We start from the raw sequence: 24728 nt of genomic DNA on the forward strand, positions 1-24728 counted from the left end.
GGAACAGCTGCCCAAAACCGGCAACTGTCATCGGCACTGCAACACTGTACGTATACAGTCTGCATGTTTCCCCGGATGGATCTGCCCCATGAAACTCTTTATCGCGTCCCTGTTACTGATCCTGCTGTTAAGGCTTCCCGCTGCACTGGCGGAGGACCTCACCGTCCGCGTCCACAACCTGCCACCGGAGGGCTCGCTGGTGCTGCAGGTCTACAGCGATCCGGACACCTTCGCGGATTTCCGCAACCCGGTCCGCGAGCAGCGCTACCGCATCCGCCCGGGGGGAAGCTACGTGATCTCCGGCGTGCCGGCGGGCGAGGTGGCGGTATTGGCCTATCTCGACGAGAACGACAACCGCACCCTGGACAAGAACTTTATGGGGATTCCGCGCGAATCCCTGGGGCTGTCGAACAATTACCAGCCCAAGGGTCCACCGAGTTTTCAACAGGCCGCCATCTCCGTGGCGCCCGGGCGCACCGAACCTGTGGATATCCACCTGTACGAGGTGCTGGGGGACTCCGGCCAATGGGGTGTCGGTGTCGGCGTGATCGGCCGCAGCAGCCCCTACCTGGGGTCGGATACCGAGGTGATACAGGCGATCCCGGTGGTGACCTACTTCGGCGAGCGCCTGCAGTGGATCGGCCCCGCGCTGCGCTACGGCGTATTGGGCAGTGACCGGTTGCGGCTGGCCGTGACCGCCAACTACCGCGTGGGTGCCTACGAAGAGAGCGATGCGGAGATACTCGAGGGCCTCGGCGATCGCGACAGCACGGTGCTCGGCGGTGTGGCGCTGATCTACGAGGGGCCGGCCGGCACCGAATTCGATCTGCGCTACCAACACGACCTGCTCGACCGCTTCGGCGGCGGCACTGCTTCCGCCAGTGTCTCCCGCGGTTTCCAGTTCGGGCGCCTGCGATTGGTACCGCAACTGGGAGTCAACTGGCTGAGTAGTGACATGGCCGACTACGATTTCGGCGTACCGGACTCCGCCGCAATTCCCGGCAGGCCGGCCTACGCGGTCGGCAGCAGCTATACCATCGAGGCCGGCGTGGGCGGCATGTTCGAACTGACCGAGCGCTGGCGCGTGACGGTGAGTGTGGCGCTGGAAAACCTGGACAGCGAGATTACCGACAGCCCGATTGTGGATGAGGACTATGTGGTGAAGGGGTTTGGGGCGCTGACCTATAGTTTCTGAAGTACTTTCGGACTCTTCAGAAGCCACACCTCATCGTCGTGATTCCGGGCTCGATCCGGGACATTGGGGCCTCCGGGCCGCACACTACCCTGTCCCGGATTCCGCTGCGCTCCATCCGGGCTACGCCTGACGGATTTTTCAAACGCCAGGCCATCCATGTCGTCATCCCGGACTCGATCCGGGATCCAGCGAAGGTGCCCCGGCAGCCTGGATTCCGGATCGAGCCCGGGATGACAGCAATATTATTGGCAGGGGCCGACAGGTCAGCCCCAAAGCACTCATGTTTTCCGCTGCTTCGAGCGGGCAATAAACCGCTCCATCTGCTCCTCCAGCATCGACAGCGGCAGTGCGCCGCTGGCCAGCAATGCATCGTGAAACTCGCGCAGATCGAACTGGTCACCCAGTTCCCGTTCCGCCTTCTGCCGCAGTTCGCGAATCTTGATCTCTCCCATCTTGTAGGACAGCGCCTGTCCCGGCCAGGAGATATAGCGGTCCACCTCCGCGCGCACATTGGCTTTTGACAGCGACGTGTTGTCGGCGAGGAAATCCAGCGCCCGCTGCCGTGTCCAGCCCTGGGAGTGGATACCGGTATCGATCACCAGCCGCGCCGCGCGCCACATTTCATAGCTGAGGCGGCCGAAATCCTGGTACGGGGTTTCGTACACGCCCATTTCCTTGCCCAATCGCTCGGAGTAGAGGCCCCAACCCTCGCCGAAGGCGCTCAGGTAGAGGTTGCGGCGGAAGTCCGGTACGTTTTCCAGCTCCTGCGCCAGCGCGTTCTGCAGGTGGTGGCCGGGCACGGACTCGTGCAGGGTCAGCGCCACCAGTTCGTACAGCGGGCGCTGGTCCAACTGGTGGGTATTGACCCAGTAGGCGCCGCCGCGAATACCGCCGATGGGCGCCGGATTGTAGGAGGCGGTGGTGTAGTTGGGCGCGATTTCGTCCGGCACCGGCACCACGCCGTAGGGCAGGCGCGGCAGCTTGCCGAAGAATTCCGGCAGGCGGTAGTCGATGCGCTTGGCAATGTACGACGCTTCCCTGAGCAGGTCCTTCGGTGTCTCGGCGTAGAACTGTTTGTCAGTGCGCAGGAATTCGGTAAATTCCGCGAAGCTGCCGTCGAAGCCGCTCTCCTCGATCAGCGCCTCCATTTCCGCGCGGATACGCCTGACTTCCGCCAGGCCGATCTTGTGAATCTCGGCCGGGTCCATATCCAGCGTCACGTAGGTTTTAATCGCGTGGCGGTAGTATTCTTCCCCGCCCGGCAGGTCTTCCGCTGCCAGGCTGTCGCTGGCGGCCCGCATATAATCGCCCTCGAGAAAATCCGCCACACGCTCGAACGCCGGCAGGGCCGATTCCGCAATCGCCTTCTTGCCGGCCGCGCGCAGGCGTTGCTGTTGCTTCGCCGGAATGCTGTCCGGGAACTTCCCGAAGGGCTCATAGAGGCTGCTGTCGGTAGGGTCGTCGTAAACCTGCGCACGCACGGTGGGCGCTATACCCTCGACGACGATTTTCGGCAGCACAAAGCCGTCCTCAATACCGCGGCGCATATTGGCCAGGTTCTCGTCGAAGTAGCGGCCGAAATCATTGATGCGCGCGATATAGTCCTCGTAGTCGCCGACCCTCAGCATCGCCAGGCCGTTACTGGCGTCCAGGGCGGAACTGGTGAAACTGTAGAAGGTGTTGAGCGGAATGCGGTCCAGGTGGAGCTCGTTGGATTCGATGGAGTTTTCCAGTACCCAGGACAACAGTTCGAGATTGACGCGGTCGGAGTCACTGAGCGGCTCGAGGTCGATCTTCTCGAGCCGCGCGAGAAAGGCTTTTTCCGCTTTCAGGCGCCGCGCCCGGTCCTCCGGGGCCACACCGGGCAGGCGGTCGTTGTAGTCCGGCACACCCATGCGGCCGGCGGTGATCGGGTCTTCCCGGAGGCTGTACTGCCAGTGGTCGTCGATGACACTCTGCAGCTGTTCGGTGGCAGTGGCTGCCTGGGCGGGAAAGGCACTGGTCGCCAGCCAGGCAACCCCCAGCAGGATGGACAGGAAACGCCGGTAATGTGGCCCGGGAATAGTCGCCATAATATGCTCCAATAACGCTCTATTTATTGTGTTGTTGTCAGCGACTCATGTTTTCTGGCCGCGCTGACCGTAAACCGGGGAAGGCTTTCACATCAGCCCTGCGGCCGCTGCCGATCCCCATTGATAAACCTTGCCATGGCCTGCACCAGTTGGCTGAAACGCTGGGCCTCGAGCTGGCCCTGCGACGGCGACAGATAGGTGCTGTTCACCTCCACCTGTACCGCGGGCACCCCGAGGCCGGCGGCAAACTTGGCGATGGTCCGGTTCTTTGCCGCGGCAAAATAATTACTGGAAATATTCAGGATGCCCTCACGGCGCAGGCTGGCGACCAGTGCACGCTGCAGATGGTCCTGCCCCAACAGGGATTCCCCGTGCATGGTGCCCAGGTCGACATCGTAGGGCCGGTAGGCGTGGCTGCCGTGGATATCCAGCACATAGCGGGGCTGCACGCTGTCCACCAGGCCCGCCAGCTCGCGCTTGAAGGCATTGTCGTCGTAGTAGTTGGGATCCGAGGGGCCCTCGCCGGTGGTGTAGATCACGTGGGCGCCGGTCAATTCCGCCAGCGCCAGGGCCAGGGCGGCGGTGCCCCCGCCATCGGAGAAGCGCCGCTTGCCATTGCGCAGCGGTCGGGTGGCGTGCGGGGCGCTGATAATAACGGGGATACTGCCGGGCACCACCTTGAACCAGTCATCCCCCGTCTCCAGCGTTACGCCCTCCCGGGCATCCAGTGTTTTTTCCACCTCAATGGCCCGGTATACCAGGGATGGGGCCACGATCGCTTTGCGCAGCGGCTGCCTGTCGGCAGTGGTGGAAAGCCCGTCAACGCCTGTCGACGACGTCTGGCTGCTGCAGCCGGCCAGGGCAAGCGCCAGCAATGGCGCGAGTAGAGATTTCATGCTGGTTATTTTTCCTTCACTCTTCTGTGGTGCCCTGACTAGTGGGCCGCTTGTAAAGTTCGGTAACAAAGGAGCACAGCCAAATCGTTCAGATCAAGGCGAGAAAGCGCTGGAATAGCAGCGTTATTTCAAGCTTTCTCAACGCAGAGCTGGGCGATTTGGCAAAGCGAACTGTTACCTGACTTTGCGAGCGGCCCACTAGGGCGGCTTTCCGGCCGGTACTGACCCGGGCCGCCGACATGCTACTATCCAGTGACTCCAGCGCTGGTGCGCGCAGCAACACTATAAAAACGAAAAGGCGCCCATGTCGAAAAATCTTTTTTCCCGATTGCGGCTCAATCCCTTTGCCTCGGCCAAACCCGCCTCCCCACCGGCAAGGGATATCGAGCGAATGATGAACGAGATCCACACGCAGACGCGCAAGCCGCTGCTGGCGAGCCTGCAGCGGATGCTGGAACCGGCCCAGGCCGAGGAGGTACTGCAGGAAGCCTACCTGAAATTGCTGCTGGCACTTCGGGAAGAGCGGGCGCCGGAACCGCGCGCCTTCCTGTATCGGGTGGCCCGCAACCAGGCCATCAGCCGCCTGCGCCACCAGAAAGTGGTGGAACAGCAAGGCAGTCATGTACAGATGGCCATGCAGTCGCAACAGCACGAGGCGATCGAAAGCCGGGTGAGCCGGGAAGAGGAACAGGGCGCACTGCTCGAAGCCATCAATGCCCTGCCACCCAAATGCCGGCAGGTACTTGTGATGCGCAAGATCGACGGCTTCAGCCACGGGCAGATCGCCGGGGTACTGGGCATTTCCACCAAGACCGTGGAAAATCATCTTGCCCGGGGCATGCGTCTCTGCCGCGAACACATCGTGGCGGGTAGTGCGCGGCCCGCGGACGCGGTTGAACCAGCGAGCAAAACCGGAGAGAAAGACCTTGCAGTTGGATGAGTGGCTCTGTATCGGTATTCCCGAAGACGTGCTGGAACAGGCATCGGCCTGGCTCGCGCGCCTGGATGCCGACCACGTCAGCCTCGATGAGCGCCAACGTCTCTCCGTATGGCTGGACGAGGATCCCCTGCACCGCTGGGCTTTCGAAGAACTGTCACAACTCTATGCCCGCGCAGCCACCTTGTCCCAGGTGCGCGGGCAAATCGCCGCACCGCGGGTATTGATGTTCCCGCAACCCGCGCCGGTCCCGGCCCCGGCTTCACCAACCCCGACAGGCGAAGGCGACACTGACCACACAGCGCCCCGCCCCCTGCGCTGGCAACCGGTAGTGGCTCTGGTATTGATCGCCATCGGCCTGGTCCTCAGCCAGCAGCCGGCCCAGCCGGCAGCGGCCCAGCACGAACACTCCCGCCCGATCGATCACAATCTCATCAACGGCGACTGATCGCCCCCGGTATCTGAAACCCGCCACAGAATTTTTTCACCCTCCCGTTAGGGGATTTCCGCTCGTCGCGCGTTGAGCCAGTTAGAGGTAATTCAGCTGGGCCTGTCCCGGCCAGCACCCGTCATAAAAAAATCCCAATTCCAACAATAAGGGAACACAAATCATGAGCAGACAAGCGATGAGACTCCCCAGCGGCAAACGGTCACTGGCAATGGTATCCGGTATGCTATTGAGCCCGCTGGCACTGGCCGTCCAGGGCCAGGCTTCGGACGAAAGCGCAGCCGGGGCCGAAAACCAATCCCTGGAAGAAGTCACGGTCGTCGGCACCCAGATCAAGGGTGCGCAGATTAATGAGGCACTGGCTGTGTCCGTGGTCAACGCCGAGGATATCGCCACCATGGGCGTGGATTCCGGGGAAGAACTGTTGGCCCTGATTCCGGAAAATGGCCAGAACTTTTTCAATGAAGCCGAGAATGTCAGCGGCGGAGTCAACTCCGCCCGCGGCGACATCGGTGCCTTCAACCTGCGCAACCTGGGTACTGGTAACACGCTGGTGCTGCTGAACGGCCGCCGGGTCGTCAACTCGGCGGCCTTCCAGACCGAGGAAGTGGGCGGCAGTTATGTCCCGGTCACCACCGCCAACTCCAATATCCTGCCCACCGCCGGGCTGGAACGGGTGGAAATCCTGCGCGATGGCGCCTCGGCGATCTACGGCGCCGACGCCGTGGCGGGCGTGGTCAACAGTGTACTGAGGAATGATTTCGACGGTTTCAGTGTTTCGGTGAAACACACCGACTACGAACACTTCGCGCGCGACACCCAGAAGCTGTCCATCGAGTGGGGCGAAACTTTCAACGAGGGCCGCACCAATGTGAGCGCCTTCTTCAGCCACTACCGGCGCGATCGCGTCTCCGCCTCCGAAGATCCGCGCTGGGCCGACTCCGACCTGCGCGAACGCATCCCGGAAAACTCCCCCTGGTACGATGACACAGCCTTTCGCAACAACAGCGCCAACTCCCTCTACCCACAGCTCGACATGGTGGAGAGCGGCGGCATTGACGGCATCACCGACAGCAGCGGCGAGCTGGAGACGTACCCGGTCGGCGACGAACGCTGTGAATACCAAATCAACGAATATGTCTGCGGTGCGGTCGATGGCCAGGGTACCGAGCGCTACAACCTCAACGAATTCCGCGATGTGAGTTCGGAGCTGGAGCGCAGTAACCTGTTTGTGTTCGTCAATCACGACCTGGGTAACGGGCTGGAGAGCTTCTCCGAGATCGGCCTGTACCGCTCCGCCACCACCATGTCCCGCCACCCGACAGCGTCATTCTCCACTTCCGAACTGATTTTTTCCGCCGACAATCCCTACAACCCGTTCGGCGCGGACATGACCCTGGATAACTACCGTTTCGCCGAGGTGCCGCGTATCGTCGAGAACGATGGCGACAACTTCCGCCTGCTGCAGGGCCTGCGCGGCAACATCGGAGATTGGGACTGGGAGGGCGCACTGTTGTGGAACCGCGACGAAAAAGCGGACGTAACCCGCAACCGGGTCTCCAACAACCTGATGCAGGAAGCCCTCAACGATACCACTGAGAATGCCTACAACCCGCTCAGTGGCGGTGTGGACAGCAATATCGAGCGCACCCTGATCGATGTGCGCCGTGACAGTGAAAGCGAGCTGAAGAGCTTCGACGTGAAGTTCTCCAACAACAGCCTGTTCGGGCTGCCGGCCGGGCCGGTGGCGGCGCTGGCGGGCGTTGAGTATCGCGAGGAATCTTTCGTCGACGATCGCGACGACCGCCTCGACGGCACCATCCAGTTTACCGATGCCGATGGCGATACCTATCCCTATGTATCCGACGTGGTGAACTCCAGCCCGACCCCGGACAACCGCGGCGATCGCTCGGTCACCTCCCTGTTCGGCGAATTGCAGGTGCCAGTGTTCAGCAATTTCGATATGCAGCTGGCGCTGCGCTATGAGGACTTCTCCGATTTCGGTGACACCACCGTGGGCAAGGTGGCGTTCGGCTACCGCCCGCTGGAACCGTTGCTGCTGCGCGGCTCCTGGTCCGAGGCCTTCCGCGCGCCGAACCTGGTGACCATCAACGAGGACATAGTAGCGCGCAACAGCTCCACCACCGATTGGGCCTGTGTCTATGCGGCCGAAAACGGCGGCGACCCGAACCAGGATGTACTCGACTGCACCTACTCCATCCAGCGTATTGCCCAGGGCAGCGAGGAACTGGAGGCCGAGCAGTCCACCAATACCTCGCTCGGCCTGGTGTTCACACCGCTGGATAGCCTGATGGTAACGCTGGACTACTGGTCCATCGAAAAGGAAGACACCATCGGGCTGTTCGGGGAAGAAAACCACACGCTGCTGGATCTCTACTACCGGCTGCAAAACGGTAGCGCCAATTGCGGTTCGGTGGGCAATTCGGCTGTAAATCGCGGTGAAGTGAATCCCGAGGAAGCCGCCTACTACGAGGCGGCCGGTATCTGCGCCGCGGGTGCTATCGACTATGTGGACGACCGCTACGCCAACCTGGATACCCGCACCCTGGCCGGTTACGACCTGGGTATTTACTACGACCTGCTGACCGACTTTGGTGAATTCGGCTTCAAATACAACGGCTCCTTCACCACCAAGTTCGAACAGGATGCCGGCGGCAACGCCGCGGTATTGGTGCAGGCGCAGGAAAACGGTGAAATCCCGGCCCACTTCCCGGTGGCGGGCTTTGCCGACCTGATCCGCAAGGACGGCAATCAGGAAGAGCGGCATTCGCTGCGGCTCACCTGGCGCCATGACCAGTTCGGTGCTTCGCTGAGCGGTTTCCGCATCGGCGATTTCTACCAGGATGCGCTGACCCTGGAAGACGGCAGCCGCTATGTAATCCCGTCGATGACCACCTACGATGCCACCGTCGACTACCGATTCGACTATGCCGGCGCAAGTAACCGTATGCGCCTCGGAGTCAAAAACCTGACCGATGAGCGCGCGCCGCTGGCGGATCGCTACTTTGGTTACTTTGCCGATGCCCATCGAGACTACGGCCGCTACTACTACCTGAGCCTGAAGTCCAGCTTCTGAACCCGATTGGCAGGCCGGTATCCCGCGATGAAAGTGTGCGGGCTGCCGGCCCCGTCATGTCGCGCATATTCCCGAGGTAAATTTCATGAGCAACACTCCCGAGCTCACCCATGCCCAGCCGCGTCCCGATACCGGCGTGCAACGACCGGGCTACCAGAATATCGGCCTGCTACTGGGGCCGGCGCTGTTCGCGTTGATGATGCTGTTCGCCGATACGCAGACCGCCATGAACCCGGTGGCCTGGAAAGTAGCCGCCATCGGCCTGTGGATGGCGTCCTGGTGGGCCACGGAAGCCGTACCGGTGCCGGTTACCGCGCTGCTGCCGATTGCCACCTTCCAGCTGCTGGGCATCAGCACCATGGAGGAGGCCACGGCCCCCTACGCCAACCCGATCATCTACCTGTTCATGGGCGCCTTTGTGCTGGCCCTGGCGGTGGAGCGCTGGAACCTGCACAAGCGCATCGCGCTGATGATCCTGAGCCGCACCGGCACCGACGGCCGGCGCATGGTCGGCGGCTTTATGCTGGTGGCGGCACTGCTATCGATGTGGATGACCAACACCTCCACCACCATGATGCTGTTTCCCATCGCCATCTCGGTAACGGCAATTATCGTCGACAATGTGCAGGGATTGACGGCGCGGGCCAAGTCCCACTTCCAGACCGCGATGCTGCTGGCGCTGGCCTATGCCGCCACCATCGGCGGCCTGGCGACGCTGGTGGGTACCCCGCCCAACGCCCTGCTGGCGGCCTTCCTGGCGGAACAGTACGGCATCGAAATCGGCTTTGGCCGCTGGATGCTGATCGGCGTGCCGCTGGCCGCAGTGCTGCTGCCCCTGGGCTGGCTGTTGCTGACCCGCTGGGTCTACCGGGTGGAGATTCCGGAAAGCGCCGAGGTCAAGGCGCACTTGCAGGAACTCAAGGCCGAACTTGGACCGATCTCCAAACCCGAAGCGAGGGTGGCCACGCTCTTCGCGCTGGTGGTCCTGGCATGGATGCTGCGCCGCCCGCTGTCGGCGGCACTCGGATTCGAGGGACTCTCGGATGCCGGCATCGCCATGGCGGCCGCGGTGCTGCTGTTCCTGCTGCCGAGCGGCGATCCGAAACAGGAACAATTGATAAGCTGGCAGGATGTCAGCCGGCTGCCGTGGGGGGTGCTGATACTGTTCGGCGGCGGCCTGAGCCTGGCCTCGCAGGTATCCACCTCGGGCCTGGCGGCCTGGCTGGGGGAAAGCCTGTCGCTGGTGTCGGCGATCAGCGTGATTGCACTGGTGGTTGCCGCCACCGGGCTGGTGATTTTCCTCACCGAGCTCACCAGCAATACGGCCACCACGGCCACCTTCCTGCCGGCCGTGGCCGCGATTGCGGTACAGGCCGATATTTCCCCGCTGCTGTTGTGCGTGCCCATTGCCCTGGCCTCCAGTTGCGCCTTCATGCTGCCAGTGGCGACGCCGCCCAACGCCATCGTCTATGCGTCGGGCATGCTGACCATCCCGCAGATGGTGCGCGCCGGCGTGACGCTGAACCTGCTCAGCCTGGTGCTGCTGGCCATTGTCGCCACCCAGTGGGCGCCGCGCATACTGGGTCTATAAATGCCGCGGATGGCGGGTCGCCATTGCCCCGCTGTCCACTTCGGCAAGCCGTCTCCACGGCAGCAAGATAAAAGGAGTCCGATTTACCATGGTAACCATCCGCAACCTGCTCGCCGCCGGCGCCCTGGCCTGGCTGGCCGCAAACCCCGCCGCTTCCGACACCGCCGGTGCCCGGGGCGCGCCGCCCTCCATCGACGATATCTTTTCCGCGGAAAACAAAACGCAGAAGGTCCTGGATATCGAAGTGGCGCTGGCCTCCGCGCAGGCTGAACTGGGCATTATTCCCGGCTGGGCGGCCGAGGAGATGGCAGGGAAAGCCAGCACTGATTATGTCTCCCAGCAGGACCTGGCCCGGGAGTACGAAGTGGTGCGCCACCGCATGGTCGCCTTGCTGAATGTCTGGCAGCGCGCGCTGGACCCGGAAGCCGCAGAGTATATGCACTTCGGCGCAACCACAGTGGATATTTACGATACCGCGCTGGTATTGCAGCTGGAGCAGGCCACCCGCTCCCTGGTGCGGCAACTGCGCGCACTGGAGGAAACCATGATCCGCCTGGCGGAGACCCACAAGGACACGGTCATGATCGGCCGTACCCTGGGCCAGCACGCCCTGCCGATCACCTTCGGCAAGAAAGTCAGCACCTGGCTCGGCGAGAACCGTCGCAATATCGAGCGGCTCAAGGAACTCCACGGCCGCCTGTTGCGCTCCGGTATCCTCAAGGGTGCGGTGGGCAGTTATGTCGGGCTGGGGGATCGGGGAATGGCGGTGGAGCGGGCCTTCGCCCGCCACCTGGGACTGCAGGCGCCCTACCCCGACGACTGGCACGGCGCGCGCGATGTGATCGCCGAGTACGCCAATACCCTGGCCATGATCAGCCGCTCCCTCGGCCGTGTTGGCAACGAACTCTTCCTGCTGCAAATGACAGATATCGGCGAAACCGAAGAGGTGCGCAGGAAAACGGCCGTGGGCAGCAGCACCATGCCCCACAAGAAAAATCCCAGCAAATCGGAGGCGCTGGTATTTTACGCGCGCCGTATTCCGCGCACGGCGGAAACCATCGCCGATGACATGATCAACGTATTCGAACGGGACAACACCTCGCGCACGAATCGCCTGCTGGCAGAGATTTCGCTGGACGCGGAAAAGATGCTGCGCGCTGCCACTGGCCTGCTGGGCAATCTCAAGGTCAATGCCGATACCATGCGGGAGAATCTGGACAAAACCGGCGGCATGATCCTGTCGCAGCGAATTGCTTTCGCGCTGGCGGACAGGATCGGCAAAACCACCGCCAACGAGCGTCTGCACCAGCTGGCCACCGAGGCCATGGAGCGGGACATCAGCCTGCGCCAGGCAATTGAGCGCAGCGAGGACCTGGCGCCGCTGTTCACAGGGCAACAATTGGACACGCTGTTCGATCCCACCAGCTACACCGGGCTCGCGGCGCAGCAGGTGGAAGCGGTGATTGCCTACTGCCGTGAAGCGAGAACACGGGATGCCCTGGCGGCTCCGTGACATACCTGTTTATAGTGTGAAACGCGTCGACGGTTTATCCGGGGCTCTTTGCCGCGCAGACCAGGTTCAGCGGAGCGAAACCCGCAGGCACTGCCAGTCCGAGAGGTTGACACCAGTAACTACTCCACCCGCTCAATCTCACCCGGCCGCCAGCTCTTGTCGATCCACGCCTGCTCCGGACCGTATATACGCAACAGGATCAGCCAGCTTTTGCCGGGGATCGTCTGTAGCCAGTTGTTCTCTTTACCCTTCGGCGGCTCGGGGGAAAAATAGATATCGTAGGAACCGTCGGCATTTTTCTGTATGCCCTCCGTCTGGCTGCCCACGGTCGGGAACTGCTGGTCTGTCTGCAGCTGGGAGCGAGTCTGGGTGTCGTAGATGGTCACGGCCCAGAAGTCCTTTGCGGGGACATTCGGTGGTAGACGCAGGCGGTAGGTCTGGCTGCCGTCCAGCGCGCGCTTTTGGGCATCGGTGCTGATCATACCGTAGTCGGAACCGGCGCCGGCGCGGGTGACCGCCATCGCCGGCGTGACCCCGATGGCGTTGTAATGGAACAGCGCCGCCGCGGAAACATCATAGGCACCGTCGTAAGTAAAAGTCGTATTCTTGTCGGCGAACGCCGTCAGCCAGCCGCTGTTCTTGCCGTAGATAAAGTTGCCCGGGTTGCGCGGATAGAAGGTGATGGCACGCGCCGTTGCGTTACCGATTGCCGCCGCCTCCGTGAGTAGTTTCTTCATACGCGCATCCGGCTTGAAGGGTTTGTCCTTGACGATGCCGATGGAGGCATAGAGACCGCGTGTCATCGGGTCCAGGGAGTCGATCGGCTCGTACTGGACCACGGCATTGAGCTGTTCGAAAAAGCTGAAATCATTGGCGGGGATGACATTCATCGGCTTGCCGGATGCGTTGATGAATTCAGTCGCCGGCGGGTTGCCCGCCTTCGCCAGGGAGTAGATCCGCAGGTGCTTTTCGATATTATCCACCGCCGTTTCCAACCCCTTGGCAATGGAACCGCGCAACAACACCCAGTTGCGGTACGTGGGCGCTTTCAGGACGAAGTAGCCATCCGGCACCTCCTCCTTATAGCCAGGCGGCAGTACCAGGTATTTACCGCCTTTGCCCCTGTCCTGGCCGGCGGGCCCGAAGTTGCCGACAAACTTGAACCAGGCGCTGTCGAGCGCGCCGAGCATCCCCGGCGGCACCTCAATCACTGTGGCGCCGTCGCTTTTCAGGTCCAGCGTGGTAATCGCGTAGAGTGTCGAGGTATTACCGGTCAACGCCAGTGTCTTCGAGTCCATCAACTGCTTCCAGAGCTGGACCTTGTTGGCGCGGTCGGCACCGATTTTTTTCGGCCCTTCATAGAGCGCGTAAGTTGAGGCGGCCGGCAGGCCGACCAGGAAGGCCCGAACACCGCGCATACGATCCAGGTTGTCGTACAGTGTTGCCGTCGTCTCTTTTGTAGGTACGCCGTCGAAGAACTCCAGCTTGCCGATGGAAGTCTGCACCTTATCCGGCGTGGTGATCGACTCGGGAATCTGCGTCGTCATTTTGAATGACGGCGATTCCGCTGAAACCAAGCCCGCAGCGATCGCAATAGCGAGCGCTATTCCGTTGACTGGTGTTTTTCTCATATGAACGACCTCGGTTCCGTCGCTGCTCGCGAAACTATTTTTGGTGAACGTCTGTTTAGAGGGTGATATTCACTGTGTGGAGCTTCTGTCACCGATAGCCATCGACAGAAGGTGCCAGAATTGTAGTGCAGTGTCTGGAGCAGGCATCTTTCATGATACAGTTTCAGCACGAAAGTCGCGTCACCAAATCGAGGAATTTAAATCGTGGAAGACTTCTGCGTCGGCGCCGTGCAGATGGTCAGCACCGATTGCGTCGATGACAATCTCGCCAGAGTGCACAGGCTGCTGCATCAGGCCGCCAATCGAGGCGCGCAATTGGTGCTGTTGCCGGAATATTTCGCGCACTTCTCCGGCCGCGGCAGTTACACCGTAGCCGAATCCTTCGCCGCCACCGGTGAAGCCAGCGCGGACCACCAACCGATTCAGCACGCGCTACAGAGCTGGGCGGCGGAACTGGGCCTCTGGTTGGCGGGCGGCGCCGTACCGTTACTGGAACGACCCGACGGCACGTCCACCGACGGCCGGCGCAACCGCTCCGCCTGTTTACTGTACGACAATCGCGGCGTTCTTTGCGCGCGCTACGACAAGATGCACCTGTTCGATGTGCAGGTCGAGGATGCCGCCGGTAGCTACCGGGAATCCGCCAGTATCGAGCCCGGCGACGAACTGCGCACGGCAACCTCGCCCTGGGCCGAACTGGGGCTCAGCATCTGTTTCGACCTGCGCTTTCCCGAACTCTACCGCCAACTGGCAATGGCCGGTGCCGAGGTTCTGCTGGTGCCGTCGGCTTTTACCTACACCACTGGTCGCGCGCACTGGATGACACTGCTGCGCGCCCGCGCGATTGAAAACGGTTGCTTCGTGATCGCGGCCAACCAGGGTGGGGAACACACACCCAAGCAGCGCACCTGGGGCCATTCGGTGATTATCGATCCCTGGGGTGAAGTACTGGCCGAGGCCAATGAAGGAGAAGCGGTCGTCACCGCGACGCTTGATGCGGAAAAACTGGCGAAGGTGCGGCGCAATATGCCTCTGCTTTCCCTGCGTCGCCTTTAGATTCTGCACGCAACTATAGCGCCGGAATCGGGGAGCCGCTTTCGGCTCCCGGATTACGCTGCGCTTCATCCGGGCTACGGGATTCAATAGCTGTATTACACCCAGGGATTCGGTAGCGGAACGGCTCCCGAAAACCCTATTTGTGGCGCGGCGCCGACGGTCATTACACGTAGGGGCTCCTGCCTATATTCCGGCAAGCAATGTAAAAGGCAACCGGTGTACTAACGTTTACAGGCAAGACTTTTCTGCGCAGCCGGTCGCGGGTGATAGATGTTCCGCACCGGCCGTGGCAAACAACGCTACGGACGACACCATGAACAGCCTCCGCGCCCCGCAACTCTGGACCCGGCTTCTTTTCGCAGCGTGGATCGCGCTCGCGACCGCCTGCAGTCCCAAGACGGACTCCACCGACTCGCCACAGCAAGCCGCCGATATACCCACGAAGTCTGGTGACGAAACAGCAGCGGCGCAGGCAGCCGGCGAACGCGACGACTCTGCACCAAATATAGAGGGCTTCAACGGCAAGATAGAACTTGACATTCGAGATTCAGAGCCGGATTGGACACCCTTCACGCCGAAGCGGGCAAAGAAGGACGCGCCGAATATTCTGTTTGTGCTCTACGACGACACCGGCCTCGGCGCCTGGTCACCCTATGGCGGCCGCATCAATATGCCGACCCTGGACAGCATCGCCGCCGACGGCCTGACCTATACCCAGTGGCATACCACGGCGCTGTGTTCACCGACCCGCTCCACCCTACTCACCGGCCGCAACCACCACCTGAACGGCATGGCCGCGATCACCGAAACCGCATCCGGATTTCCAGGCTCCAGCGGTCGCATTCCCGACCAGGTGACCACCATCGCCGAAGTGCTGCGCGACAACGGCTACAGCACCTTCTGGGTGGGCAAGAACCACAATGTGCCGGAGACGGATGTAGGGCCGGGCGCGAGCCGCAAGCAGTGGCCGACACAGATGGGCTTCGACCGCTTCTACGGTTTTATCGGCGGTGAGACCAACCAGTGGTACCCGGACCTGGTGGAGGACAACCATTTTATCGAGCAGCCCTACAGCCCGGAAGAGGGCTATCACCTGTCCAAGGATCTCGCCGACAAGGCGATCGAGATGCTGCGTAACCAGAACGCCACCAACCCGTCCAAACCCTGGTACCTGTGGTTCAACCCCGGTGCCAATCACGCGCCACACCATGTAGCCAGGGAGTGGGCCGACAAGTACAAGGGCGAGTTCGACGACGGCTACGATGAATACCGCAAATGGGTTACCGGGCGCATGATCGAGAAGGGCATACTGCCGGAGGGAACGGTCAATACTGCGCTCAACCCGATCCCCGAAGACATGGCCAACCCGGCGGATGCGGTACCAGCCTGGGATTCGCTGAATGCCGACCAGAAGCGCCTGTTTGCGCGCATGGCGGAAGTCTATGCAGGCTTCTCGGAATACACAGACGCCCAGATCGGCCGCATCGTCGATTACCTGAAGGAAACGGACCAGTATGACAACACCATCATCATTTACGCCGCCGATAACGGCGCCTCCGGCGAGGGCACACCCAACGGCTCGGTCAACGAAAACAAATTCTTCAACAACTACCCGGACGATCTCGAGGAAAACCTGAAGTACCTCGATGTGCTGGGCGGCCCCGAAACCTACAATCACTACCCCACCGGCTGGGCGGCCGCCTTCTCGGCACCCTTCAAGATGTTCAAGCGCTACTCGCAGTATGCTGGCGGCACCGCGGACCCGTTGGTGATCTCCTGGCCCAAGGGCATTGATACGAAGGGCGAACTGCGACACCAGTATCACCACTCGGTGGATATAGTGCCGACGATTCTCGAGATAGTCGGCGCCGAGATGCCGGAATACAACCACGGCGTCAAGCAGTATCCGCTGTCCGGTGTCTCTATGGCCTATACCTTCGATGCCGACCCCGACGCGCCGACACAAAAAGACGTCCAGTACTACGCGATGCTCGGCACCCGCGGTATCTGGAAGGACGGCTGGAAGGCGGCAGCGGTGCACGCGCCGCTGACCGGCAAAGGCAATTTCGATGAAGACGAATGGGAGTTATACAACCTGGAAGAAGACCGCTCCGAGTCGAATAACCTGGCCGAGGAAAAGCCGGAAAAACTGAAAGAGTTGATCGACGCCTGGTTCGCCGAGGCGAAAAAGAACAACGTTCTGCCGCTGGACGACCGCAGCGCCGCAGAGCTGCTGACCACCGAACGTCCCACCGAAGAACCACCGCGTGACAGCTATATTTACTACCCGGATACCACCTGCATTCCGGAGAGTGTTGCCGTGAACGTGCGCGGCCGCTCCTACAAGATCCTCGGCAACGTGGAGATCAAAGAGCCGGATGCCTCGGGCGTGATCTTCGCACACGGATCGCGCTTTGGCGGCCACTCGCTATTCCTGAAAGACAACAAACTCTATTACGTCTACAACTTTCTCGGTATCGAGCCGGAACAGGTATTCGAGTCCAGCGTCCAGCTGAAGCCGGGTAAATACACCTTCGGCATGGAGTTTGAGAAAACCGGCACCGGGGATAAGGGCGAAACGCTCGGCGAAACCAAGCTCTACATCGATGGCGAGGCGGTGGCCTCCGGAAAGATGCGAACCCAACCGGCCAAGTTTACCCTGTCCGGCGACGGTCTCTGTGTCGGTTACGATAGCGGCGACGCTGTCAGCGGTTTGTATAAGTCACCCGGTAAATTTACCGGAGGCGAAATCCAGGCTGTGGGTGTCACTGTCAAGGGCGAGCCCTACAAAAACCTCGAAGCCGAAGCCAAGCGCATGATGATGCAACATTGAGGGAGAACTCCCGCAATCACCGCAGCCGCTTGCAGAAGGCGCGCAGTCCAGCAGCACCGTCGGGTAGTCGATCACGGTAGCGCTCCAGCACCAGCCCCCACTCGAGCCTGCCGGCTGTTTCGGTATTTTCCTCCCAGCGGCAGACCCGCGCGATTCCCTGCGGGTCCACATACATGGACGCGAAATCGAACAGCGGTGTCAGGATGGCGTCGTCGGGAATCACTCTGATCGCCGCGGTTGTCCCCAGATTTTCGACAACGGCTCCCTCAGGGATCCTCATTCAGGACAAGCGCCTGGACGGTGCCATTTAAAAAGATATTCAACAGTAGTTCGTCATTTCTGACTTCCGGAATGTTTTGAACGGGCGGGATAAAGGCCGCCGGTAGAACATTGACTCCCTGAGACTGCGTCCATGAGAAGCCGCGCATCACATTGCCATCCTCATGAACGGTACCAACTACGACATTCTGAGAGTCACTGATATCAGCCGCTCGGCTGTGATATAGGCCGGACGGCGGGACGATCTCCTCGAAGGTACTGTTGAGAGGGTCCCAGGCAAAAGCGTGATCATAGCCATCAGCCGCGCGGAAAGTACCAGCGATCCAGCCAGTGCCATTGATTGCCACGGCGCTGCTTCGGGCGCTGCCCCCGGGTATCAGTGCCGCTACAGACTGCACCGAGACACCACCCGCAGCCCAGAATACAGCCTGCTCCTCATCGTTGGCATCAGTGCAGACCCCGGTGATATCTCCAGCATTGTTGACATCAACAACTCGACAGTTGCTGTCGGCACCCAGGCTGTCCAGCACATTCACCGCGTAGTTGCCATTTCCGTTCGGCCGTCGCCAGTACACCGCCATCGAACGCACTACGCCGCTAGCGTTGGCCACGCTGCAGGTGCCGACCACAATCGGACCATTGAAGGTGAGAGTGTTGTCGTTCAGGGCAACCGGCTCACAATGGACGGCATCGAGCCCCCCGGATGTCAGGGGCTCAATCAGCGGAAGCATTTCCGGGGTCACCTGATTACCGCGCCATACCACTGGCCGGGCCTGGCCATTCGCCGAGTAGCTGCTGCCGATAACCCAGCGGTTATAATTGATAGGTCCTCCGGTGGCGGAAACATCCGCGAGCAAGCCCAATAATCCGGGTATAGGCTGCAGCGTCTGCCGGACACCATTAGCTTCCCATCGCACCGGCAAAACTTCGCCGCTAGCATCCGTGCATTCACCCGATGCAACATTGATGTTGCTGACATCAATTACCCGGCAAGAATTGTTCGCCATAGTGGGAAGCTGTTCGATGGGCTGGTCAATTCGCTTGCGGATAGCAACGGTGCGCCCCGTGGCGTCGTCGCAGTGGCCAACCACAGTACCGCTGTTGTTGATGGCAACACCGGAACAGGTGGTGCCTCCGGGTAGCGTGCCCAGGGGAAAACTACCTGCCTGGGCACCGCTTGTGATTGTCCCCAGTGCCACAAATAAAGCGCTGTGCAATCCCACATATTTCAGAAATGAGTTCATAACTTGAATCCTGTTTTAATGATCACTCAGGTTCCGGGATTCCGACCGCGGCAAGGTACGGCCGAGCCGCGTAGGTCCTGCCGGGGAGCCGGTCCAGCAGGAAAAATACCGCACTCAACGACAGCGCCTTTACCCGCCGGATCACCGGCTCTCACAGGATGTAACTTCACCGCTCACTCATATCGGCAGAGGTCCCGTGAACTCCGACTGCCGTTGGCAGTGAATTGGCAGTGGGTGGAGACGCAGATCGGCCCCAGCTTGATTTGCCGTTTTTTTAAAAATCATCACCGCCCGCTTCGGTAAACTCCGGTGTTACCAGTTTTACGTCTTCACCCAGATCCAGCGTGATCGACAGACCCAGCAGGGTGGAGATACGCAGGCGCAGCCGCTCGTCATCGAAGGCTTCGGCACTGCTTACCGGGATAGTGATGGTCTGGGAACCGGTGCAGATCTGTAGCGGCTGGGTGAGCGAGGCCATCAGTTCCGGGCTGCTGCCGTCCGGGGCCGTGCGGTGCAATGCGTAAGTAGTGGCGAGGCCGATACCCAGTGAGCAGGGGAAGCTCAGTTCGTAATCGCCGGCGACGAAGCTGCCATCCAGGCCCGGTTCGCTGTACCACTGGGGACCGTTGATCAGGTTCAGATTGAGCGGCTGCGGCGGCGAGGGCGGATTCGCATCCATGGTAAAGCCGTCGGCGGTGCCTGCCACATCGAAGCCATGAAGATAGAATGTCAGCGGCTCGGGCGCCGCTGCGGCGATGATCGAGGCACCGTCACCGTTATTCTTCTGGTCCGGGTCATCTGCATCCAGGCTTAGAACATTCGCCTGATTGACAACCTCCGTACCAATGGGTGTGGATTCATCCAGCTCAACGGTTAGGGTAACATCCTGGCTACCGCCACTGCCGATACTCTCAAATGACGCGCGGAAAGTTTCTCCATCCGGAAGCAGTTCACAGTTACTATTCGGGACACCGCCGGTAGAACAGGAGACAAAGCTCAGTTCGGCGGGGAGCTCATCAAGCAGCACCACGCGCTCCGCGATATCAGGGCCCGCATTTTCGATGGTCAGGGTGTAGTTGAACTGAGTACCTACCACAACGCTTTCAGCGGAGACTTCCTTGGTCAGCTGAAGATCCGCACTGGCACCGGCCACCTGGATGTCGACAAAGGCGATGTTCTGCTGCGGGCCCGGATCGTTCGTCAGACTGCTGATTGTCGCCACATTTTGAATGAGTTCACCGGGAGAAGCGGACTGGTTCACTTCTACCGTGAGAGTGATTGTTTCAAACTCAACTTCCGGTCCTGGCGGCGGTGCATCGAGACTGCTGAAGCTGGCTTCGACGTCCCCCCCTCCATTGAGGCCGCAGCTTCCGTCCGTTGCGGTACATCCGATGAAACTCAGGCCGCCGGGAAGTGGGTTTATCACTGTCACGTTTTGCGCAGCATCCGGACCATGATTTATCGCTACCATAGTGATATCGAACTGGGTACCGATATCAACTTCGGAAACGGAATCTGACATATCGAGATCGAGGTCTGCATTCTGCGCTATGGCTGCCAGCGGTGTCATCAGCACTATTACTGCAAGGCGGAGCAAGGTCGAACCAATCGACCAACCCATCAGTGCGGCAAAAAATTTTCTGCATCTGCTCATACTTTAGTCCTCTTGATCAAATCACTTTGAGAAATGGAAACCCTGCGGGTTTCAACCGGACTACAGGAGTTACAGACCGCGATACCTGCGGTGAGGTTACCCGCCTTTTTTGGGTGCAGTCGTTCCAAGGACAAGAGATGTTTGGGGGGCACCATCAAACTGGCGGCCGAGTATTGAAAGGGTTAAAACAATCTGTTTTTTCCTGTCGTCCCGACTTTATGTTGCGTGCAAACTTGGCTACAAGCTGTAAGACCTGACAGGAATGGCACTGCCCCTGCATTTCACCCATGCACCGGATCTGAATAAAGAGATTCAGCGCCCGCGTCTTTGGGCCACGAAACCAATCCGGTAGCCGAATGGCCGGCCTATTTTGTTGAGTGTCTCCAGGTCCGGATTACCGGCATCCCGTTCGACTTCGGCCACCCAGCGAGGGGAAAGAGGCTTTCCATGCCCAACCGCTGCACCGATTTTCCCGCCCGCACGCGGCGATCGAAACGGAGAATAAGCAACAGGGTTGATTGTGCTGGTTCGCACTTCTTCCAGAGATCGCTAGCGGGGAAGAGTTCCAGACAGCACAAAGCCCGGCCAAAGCAATCGACCGGGCTTTCCGATTAATCGACCGGCGTGGCCTACACCTGTTCGACGGTCTGCTCGATACGGCCGAAAATGGACTGGCCTTTGTCGTCCAGCATTTCGATGGCGATCCGGTCGCCGAACTGCATGAAGGACGTGCTGGGCTTGCCGTCCTGGATGGTCTCGATCATGCGGGTCTCGGCGATACAGCTGTAGCCGACGCCGCCGGCGTTCACCGGCTTGCCGGGCCTCCGTCGAGTTTGTTGGACACGGTACCGGAACCGATGATAGTGCCAGTGTCCAGCGGGCGGGTCTTGGCGGCGTGGGTAATCAGTTGGCCGAAGTGGAAGGTCACATCCACACCGGCGTCGGGCTCGCCAAATTTATCACCGTTGAGTTCGGATACCAGCGGCAGATGCAGTTTGCCTTCTTTCCAGTGGCTGCTCAGCTGTTCCGGTGCCACGCATACCGGTGAAAAGGCGCTGGAGGGTTTGGACTGGTAGAAGCCGAAGCCCTTTAATCGGACGATAGCGACGACCGCTTTCATCGGTTCTGCGACGCTGCGCGTATAGTTTTCCTGTATCCCTGCAAAATGGATCCGCCCCCATGAAAGCACTCAGCACCGCCCTGCTACTGGTTTTGATATTCGGCCTTCCGTCCGCGCAGGCGGAAGAGGTGACCGTGTGGGTGCACGGCGAGGTGCTGGCGGAAGCCGCTGAAGGGGAAGCGGTGATTACCGCGACGCTGGATACGGAAAAGCTGGCGAAGGTGCGGCGTAATATACCGGTACTATCCCTGCGGCGCCTTTAGATTCCGGGCGCGCAGAACCAGACCCGGGCACTGTGCTTTGCGGCAACCCCGATTCCCGGATTACGCTGCGCTGCATCCGGGCTACGCGGGCCTTCGGGGCGGTTAGGAAATTCCCCTGCAGCACGGGGCGCGCACCCGTAGCCCGGATCCGGAATCCGGGGCCGAGCCTTCCGGCAACCCCGGTTCCCGGATTACGCTGCGCTGCATCCGGGTTACGCGGGCCTTCGGGAGGCCAGGACAATTCCCCTACAGGACAGGGGGTCCCTGTGTGTCAACCTGTACCGCTAATTGCGCTTTAATATCCGCCGCGTAATAAAAAGCCCGATCGAACCTTCATCTCGATCGGGCTTCGTGTTGATCGGGCGTTACACTACACCGCTTCACCCGTTTATCCAGTCTCTACTAGAAATCACCACCAGATGCTTCCGTAAACTCCGGCGTAACCAGCTTCACGTCCTCACCGAGATCCAGCGTCAGCGACAGGCCCAGCAGCGTGGAAATACGGAGGCGCAGCCGCTCGTCGTCAAGTGCCTCGACGCTTCTCACCGGAATGGTGATGGTCTGGAACCCCGTGCAGACCTGCAACGGCTGGGTGAGAGACGCCATCAGCTCCGGATTGCTGCCATCGATATCCGTGCGGTGCAGGGCGTAAGTGGTAGCGACGCCGATGCCCAGGGAGCAGGGGAAGCTCAGCTCATAATCACCGGCGGCGAAGCTGCCGTCCAGGGCCGGATCGCTATACCATTTTGGCGCATTGATCAGGTTCAGGTTGAGTGGCTGCGGTGGTGAAGGCGCGTTCATATCCATGGTGAAACCATTGGCCGTGCCAGCCACATCGAAGCCGTGCAGATAATACGTCAGCGGCTCGGGAGCTGCCGCAGCGATGACGGAGGCGCTGTCGATATTGTTTTTCTTATCCGGGTCATCGGCATCCGGGCTCTGCACATTTGCCCCATTGACCACCTCGGTACCGACCGGTGTCGATTCGTCCAGCTCTACAGTCAGGGTTACGTCGCGGCTGGCGCCGCTATCAATCGTCCCCAGGGCTGCCGTGAAGGTTTCTCCATCCGCAAGCAACTCGCAACTACTACCCGGAGCACCTCCGGTGGAGCAGGAGACGTAGGTCAACTCTGCGGGTAGCATATCGACCAACTCCACTTGCTCAGCGTTATCCGGGCCCGCATTTTCGATGGTCAGGGTGTAGTCGAACTGAGTTCCCACTATGACAGTATCGGCGGACGCTTCCTTGGTAATGGCGAGATCTGCTTCCAAGCCTTCATCTTCTACAAAGACCGATTCCGTAAAGTCATTACTTGGAGGAAAGGGGTCGTCTTGCTGGCTGCTGACAACTACCGTGTTTGAGATTTGCGAATTGGGAACTGCGGAAGCCGCCACCTCTACAGTTAGTACTACCTCGTGCCAGAGGTCGGTGGGGAGGCTAGCAACTTCTGCTTTAAAAACACCTGCACCACCCATCCCGCAACTAAAGGCCGTCGGAGCAACACAGCTTACATAATTTAGCGAACTGGGTAATTCATCGACAAGGGAAAATTCATCAGCATCATCGGGCCCATAGTTAATGAACTCGAAGACGTAGTCAAACTGAGTTCCGACAGAGACGGTATCTGGCAAGGCCTCTTTTGTAACGAGCAGATCCGCGGTCCCCTGTCCCAAAGCTGTTAGAGGAATTGTCAATAGAACTACAAAAGCGCCGAGAAAAACACTGACTGAACGGCACCCCGTTTTTGCCAACTTTATTTGTTCGTCCTTATTCATTGGATAAACCTCATAGATTTTAGTGAACTATTAACCCCTTAGACTGAAAAGATTAGAATCTCACCGTAATTTTTACGGCACTTAATTTATCGATGCTAAAAATAAACTTTCAGATAACTCAGCTATATTTCTGAATGTAACTATATTCTTATATTAATTTTACAAAGGCTGTATAAATTTTATTTTTAACTTATTTCATTGAATCTCCTTAACTTTCCTGAAAGCTGTATTTGATCAAATAAAATTGACCGTCTCACAAGATACCGAAAATGCTTCAATGAAACCGATGCCCGGAACTACCCTCGCTCACCAGCTTCCAAATCACCTTTCAGGTTGTCGATCTCACTCTCGGAGGTGAGGACAATCAGAAAATAGAATTTCTTTCTAATGCTGTATAATGCTTACAGAGCCCTAGACCTCAAACAACCTGATAGATCTCTCAGGAATGCTATGATGTCCACTGGAATGGCCTTCCTATGGCTTGCCTACCAAAAGGTATTAAACGGATTCATAGTGATCTTTGCGGATTTTTTAGAGGGTTCTTGCCGCAATATGGAACTATCAACCATTTCTTTTTGTAAGCCTGAACCTATACACGCCCTGTATGAGACAACATAAATTTCGGAATCCAGATCGGATTATCGGCCTCGGCGCTCCAGCGAGCGGATCAAACGATGGCAGAAAAGAGGGATTATCCGGTCAGGTATGGCTGTTCTGGACTACAGGAAATTGCCCGGGTTTAAACCGTTATTGTTGACATCGAATTGGAGTGAGGTGGTGGTGCCGGCGTCGACAGGCTAACCAGCCAACTCAGCATGGAAGAGCAGATTCAGAATATTGATTACACGGCCGGCGATATCGATCTGGCGTTAATCATCGTCGCAAAGAATATGGACGAACTTGATCAATTGGCTAGAAGGCAGAGAAGCTGGGCTTGTCGGTTCCGGTGGGTTGAACCGGCGATCCCTTAAGTCAAATTTTCGAACATCTTTTCAGCAGCGGCGTATTGCACCTCACCTTCGCCAAAACCTCTCTGTAGGAGCCTGCCCTGCAGGCGAAATCCGCTTGACGGCCAGTCTCGCGCTGTTCGCCTGCAGGGCAGGCTCCTACAACAGAGCGTTCT

18 protein-coding genes and 1 pseudogene are annotated in these 24728 nt (G+C 59.6%); 10 read left to right on the top strand and 9 right to left on the bottom strand.

All coding sequences use genetic code 11. From position 1 onward, the window contains the following. Nucleotides 1–88: 88 nt before the first annotated feature. Nucleotides 89–1195 (top strand): MipA/OmpV family protein, encoded by a 1107-nt coding sequence (locus MWN76_RS06650; RefSeq protein ID WP_250460382.1) that lies wholly within the window; start codon nucleotides 89–91, stop codon nucleotides 1193–1195. A gap of 278 nt (nucleotides 1196–1473) precedes the next feature. Here MWN76_RS06650 and MWN76_RS06655 read toward each other — a convergent pair whose 3' ends face one another. Continuing rightward, nucleotides 1474–3267 (bottom strand): DUF885 domain-containing protein, encoded by a 1794-nt coding sequence (locus tag MWN76_RS06655; RefSeq protein WP_250460384.1) that lies wholly within the window; start codon nucleotides 3265–3267, stop codon nucleotides 1474–1476. Between the two features lie 92 nt (nucleotides 3268–3359). Beyond that, nucleotides 3360–4163, bottom strand: a complete 804-nt coding sequence (locus MWN76_RS06660; protein WP_250460386.1) for a hypothetical protein — start codon at nucleotides 4161–4163, stop codon at nucleotides 3360–3362. 391 nt (nucleotides 4164–4554) lie between these two features. Between MWN76_RS06660 and MWN76_RS06665 the strand changes: the two genes are divergently transcribed. The 5 genes from MWN76_RS06665 (at nucleotide 4555) to MWN76_RS06685 (ending at nucleotide 11749) form a co-directional block, all read left to right on the top strand. Continuing rightward, nucleotides 4555–5103, top strand: coding sequence for an RNA polymerase sigma factor (locus MWN76_RS06665; protein ID WP_250460387.1), 549 nt, complete (start codon nucleotides 4555–4557; stop codon nucleotides 5101–5103). After that, nucleotides 5090–5548 carry a FecR/PupR family sigma factor regulator gene (locus tag MWN76_RS06670; RefSeq protein ID WP_250460389.1) on the top strand — a complete coding sequence of 153 codons (459 nt, stop codon included), beginning with the start codon at nucleotides 5090–5092 and terminating at the stop codon, nucleotides 5546–5548. The genes MWN76_RS06665 and MWN76_RS06670 overlap by 14 nt, the downstream gene beginning before the upstream one ends. Nucleotides 5549–5711: 163 nt before the next feature. Next, nucleotides 5712–8645 (top strand): TonB-dependent receptor domain-containing protein, encoded by a 2934-nt coding sequence (locus MWN76_RS06675; RefSeq protein ID WP_250460391.1) that lies wholly within the window; start codon nucleotides 5712–5714, stop codon nucleotides 8643–8645. Nucleotides 8646–8730: 85 nt separating this feature from the next. Further along, complete coding sequence (locus MWN76_RS06680; protein ID WP_250460393.1) at nucleotides 8731–10236, top strand: SLC13 family permease; 1506 nt, start codon at nucleotides 8731–8733, stop codon at nucleotides 10234–10236. 88 nt (nucleotides 10237–10324) lie between these two features. Beyond that, on the top strand, nucleotides 10325–11749 hold the full coding sequence (locus tag MWN76_RS06685) for a class-II fumarase/aspartase family protein (protein ID WP_250460395.1): 1425 nt from the start codon (nucleotides 10325–10327) through the stop codon (nucleotides 11747–11749). Between the two features lie 119 nt (nucleotides 11750–11868). Here MWN76_RS06685 and MWN76_RS06690 read toward each other — a convergent pair whose 3' ends face one another. Beyond that, nucleotides 11869–13296 (bottom strand): DUF1254 domain-containing protein, encoded by a 1428-nt coding sequence (locus MWN76_RS06690; RefSeq protein ID WP_250460397.1) that lies wholly within the window; start codon nucleotides 13294–13296, stop codon nucleotides 11869–11871. Nucleotides 13297–13584: 288 nt separating this feature from the next. On the opposite strand from MWN76_RS06690, the gene MWN76_RS06695 reads away from it, so the two are divergent. Both MWN76_RS06695 and MWN76_RS06700 read left to right on the top strand, forming a co-directional pair. Then, on the top strand, nucleotides 13585–14436 hold the full coding sequence (locus MWN76_RS06695) for a carbon-nitrogen hydrolase family protein (RefSeq protein WP_250460399.1): 852 nt from the start codon (nucleotides 13585–13587) through the stop codon (nucleotides 14434–14436). A 313-nt stretch (nucleotides 14437–14749) separates the two neighbouring features. Continuing rightward, nucleotides 14750–17269: an arylsulfatase gene (locus tag MWN76_RS06700; protein WP_250460401.1), complete on the top strand. Its 2520-nt coding sequence runs from the start codon at nucleotides 14750–14752 to the stop codon at nucleotides 17267–17269. A 16-nt stretch (nucleotides 17270–17285) separates the two neighbouring features. Here MWN76_RS06700 and MWN76_RS06705 read toward each other — a convergent pair whose 3' ends face one another. The 5 genes from MWN76_RS06705 to MWN76_RS06725 all read right to left on the bottom strand — a co-directional run bounded on the left by MWN76_RS06705 (nucleotide 17286) and on the right by MWN76_RS06725 (nucleotide 21566). Then, nucleotides 17286–17492 carry a hypothetical protein gene (locus tag MWN76_RS06705; protein WP_250460403.1) on the bottom strand — a complete coding sequence of 69 codons (207 nt, stop codon included), beginning with the start codon at nucleotides 17490–17492 and terminating at the stop codon, nucleotides 17286–17288. A gap of 43 nt (nucleotides 17493–17535) precedes the next feature. Continuing rightward, nucleotides 17536–18792 (bottom strand): hypothetical protein, encoded by a 1257-nt coding sequence (locus tag MWN76_RS06710; protein WP_250460405.1) that lies wholly within the window; start codon nucleotides 18790–18792, stop codon nucleotides 17536–17538. Nucleotides 18793–19066: 274 nt separating this feature from the next. Then, nucleotides 19067–20446: a DUF11 domain-containing protein gene (locus MWN76_RS06715; RefSeq protein WP_250460407.1), complete on the bottom strand. Its 1380-nt coding sequence runs from the start codon at nucleotides 20444–20446 to the stop codon at nucleotides 19067–19069. A gap of 629 nt (nucleotides 20447–21075) precedes the next feature. Further along, nucleotides 21076–21255 (bottom strand): hypothetical protein, encoded by a 180-nt coding sequence (locus MWN76_RS06720; protein ID WP_250460408.1) that lies wholly within the window; start codon nucleotides 21253–21255, stop codon nucleotides 21076–21078. Further along, the gene (locus MWN76_RS06725; RefSeq protein ID WP_250460410.1) at nucleotides 21252–21566 is read right to left on the bottom strand and encodes a fumarylacetoacetate hydrolase family protein; all 315 of its coding nucleotides are present in this window, start codon (nucleotides 21564–21566) and stop codon (nucleotides 21252–21254) included. The genes MWN76_RS06720 and MWN76_RS06725 overlap by 4 nt, the downstream gene beginning before the upstream one ends. A gap of 59 nt (nucleotides 21567–21625) precedes the next feature. Between MWN76_RS06725 and MWN76_RS06730 the strand changes: the two genes are divergently transcribed. After that, nucleotides 21626–21829: a hypothetical protein gene (locus tag MWN76_RS06730; protein ID WP_250460412.1), complete on the top strand. Its 204-nt coding sequence runs from the start codon at nucleotides 21626–21628 to the stop codon at nucleotides 21827–21829. A 402-nt stretch (nucleotides 21830–22231) separates the two neighbouring features. Here MWN76_RS06730 and MWN76_RS06735 read toward each other — a convergent pair whose 3' ends face one another. Beyond that, nucleotides 22232–23605, bottom strand: a complete 1374-nt coding sequence (locus MWN76_RS06735; protein WP_250460414.1) for a DUF11 domain-containing protein — start codon at nucleotides 23603–23605, stop codon at nucleotides 22232–22234. An 803-nt stretch (nucleotides 23606–24408) separates the two neighbouring features. On the opposite strand from MWN76_RS06735, the pseudogene MWN76_RS21265 reads away from it, so the two are divergent. Beyond that, a pseudogene (locus MWN76_RS21265) lies at nucleotides 24409–24576 on the top strand (hypothetical protein); the annotation flags it as partial. Nucleotides 24577–24728 lie beyond the last annotated feature (152 nt).

Origin of the sequence: Microbulbifer litoralis (assembly GCF_023634065.1) — a bacterium.
Classification (GTDB): domain Bacteria; phylum Pseudomonadota; class Gammaproteobacteria; order Pseudomonadales; family Cellvibrionaceae; genus Microbulbifer; species Microbulbifer litoralis.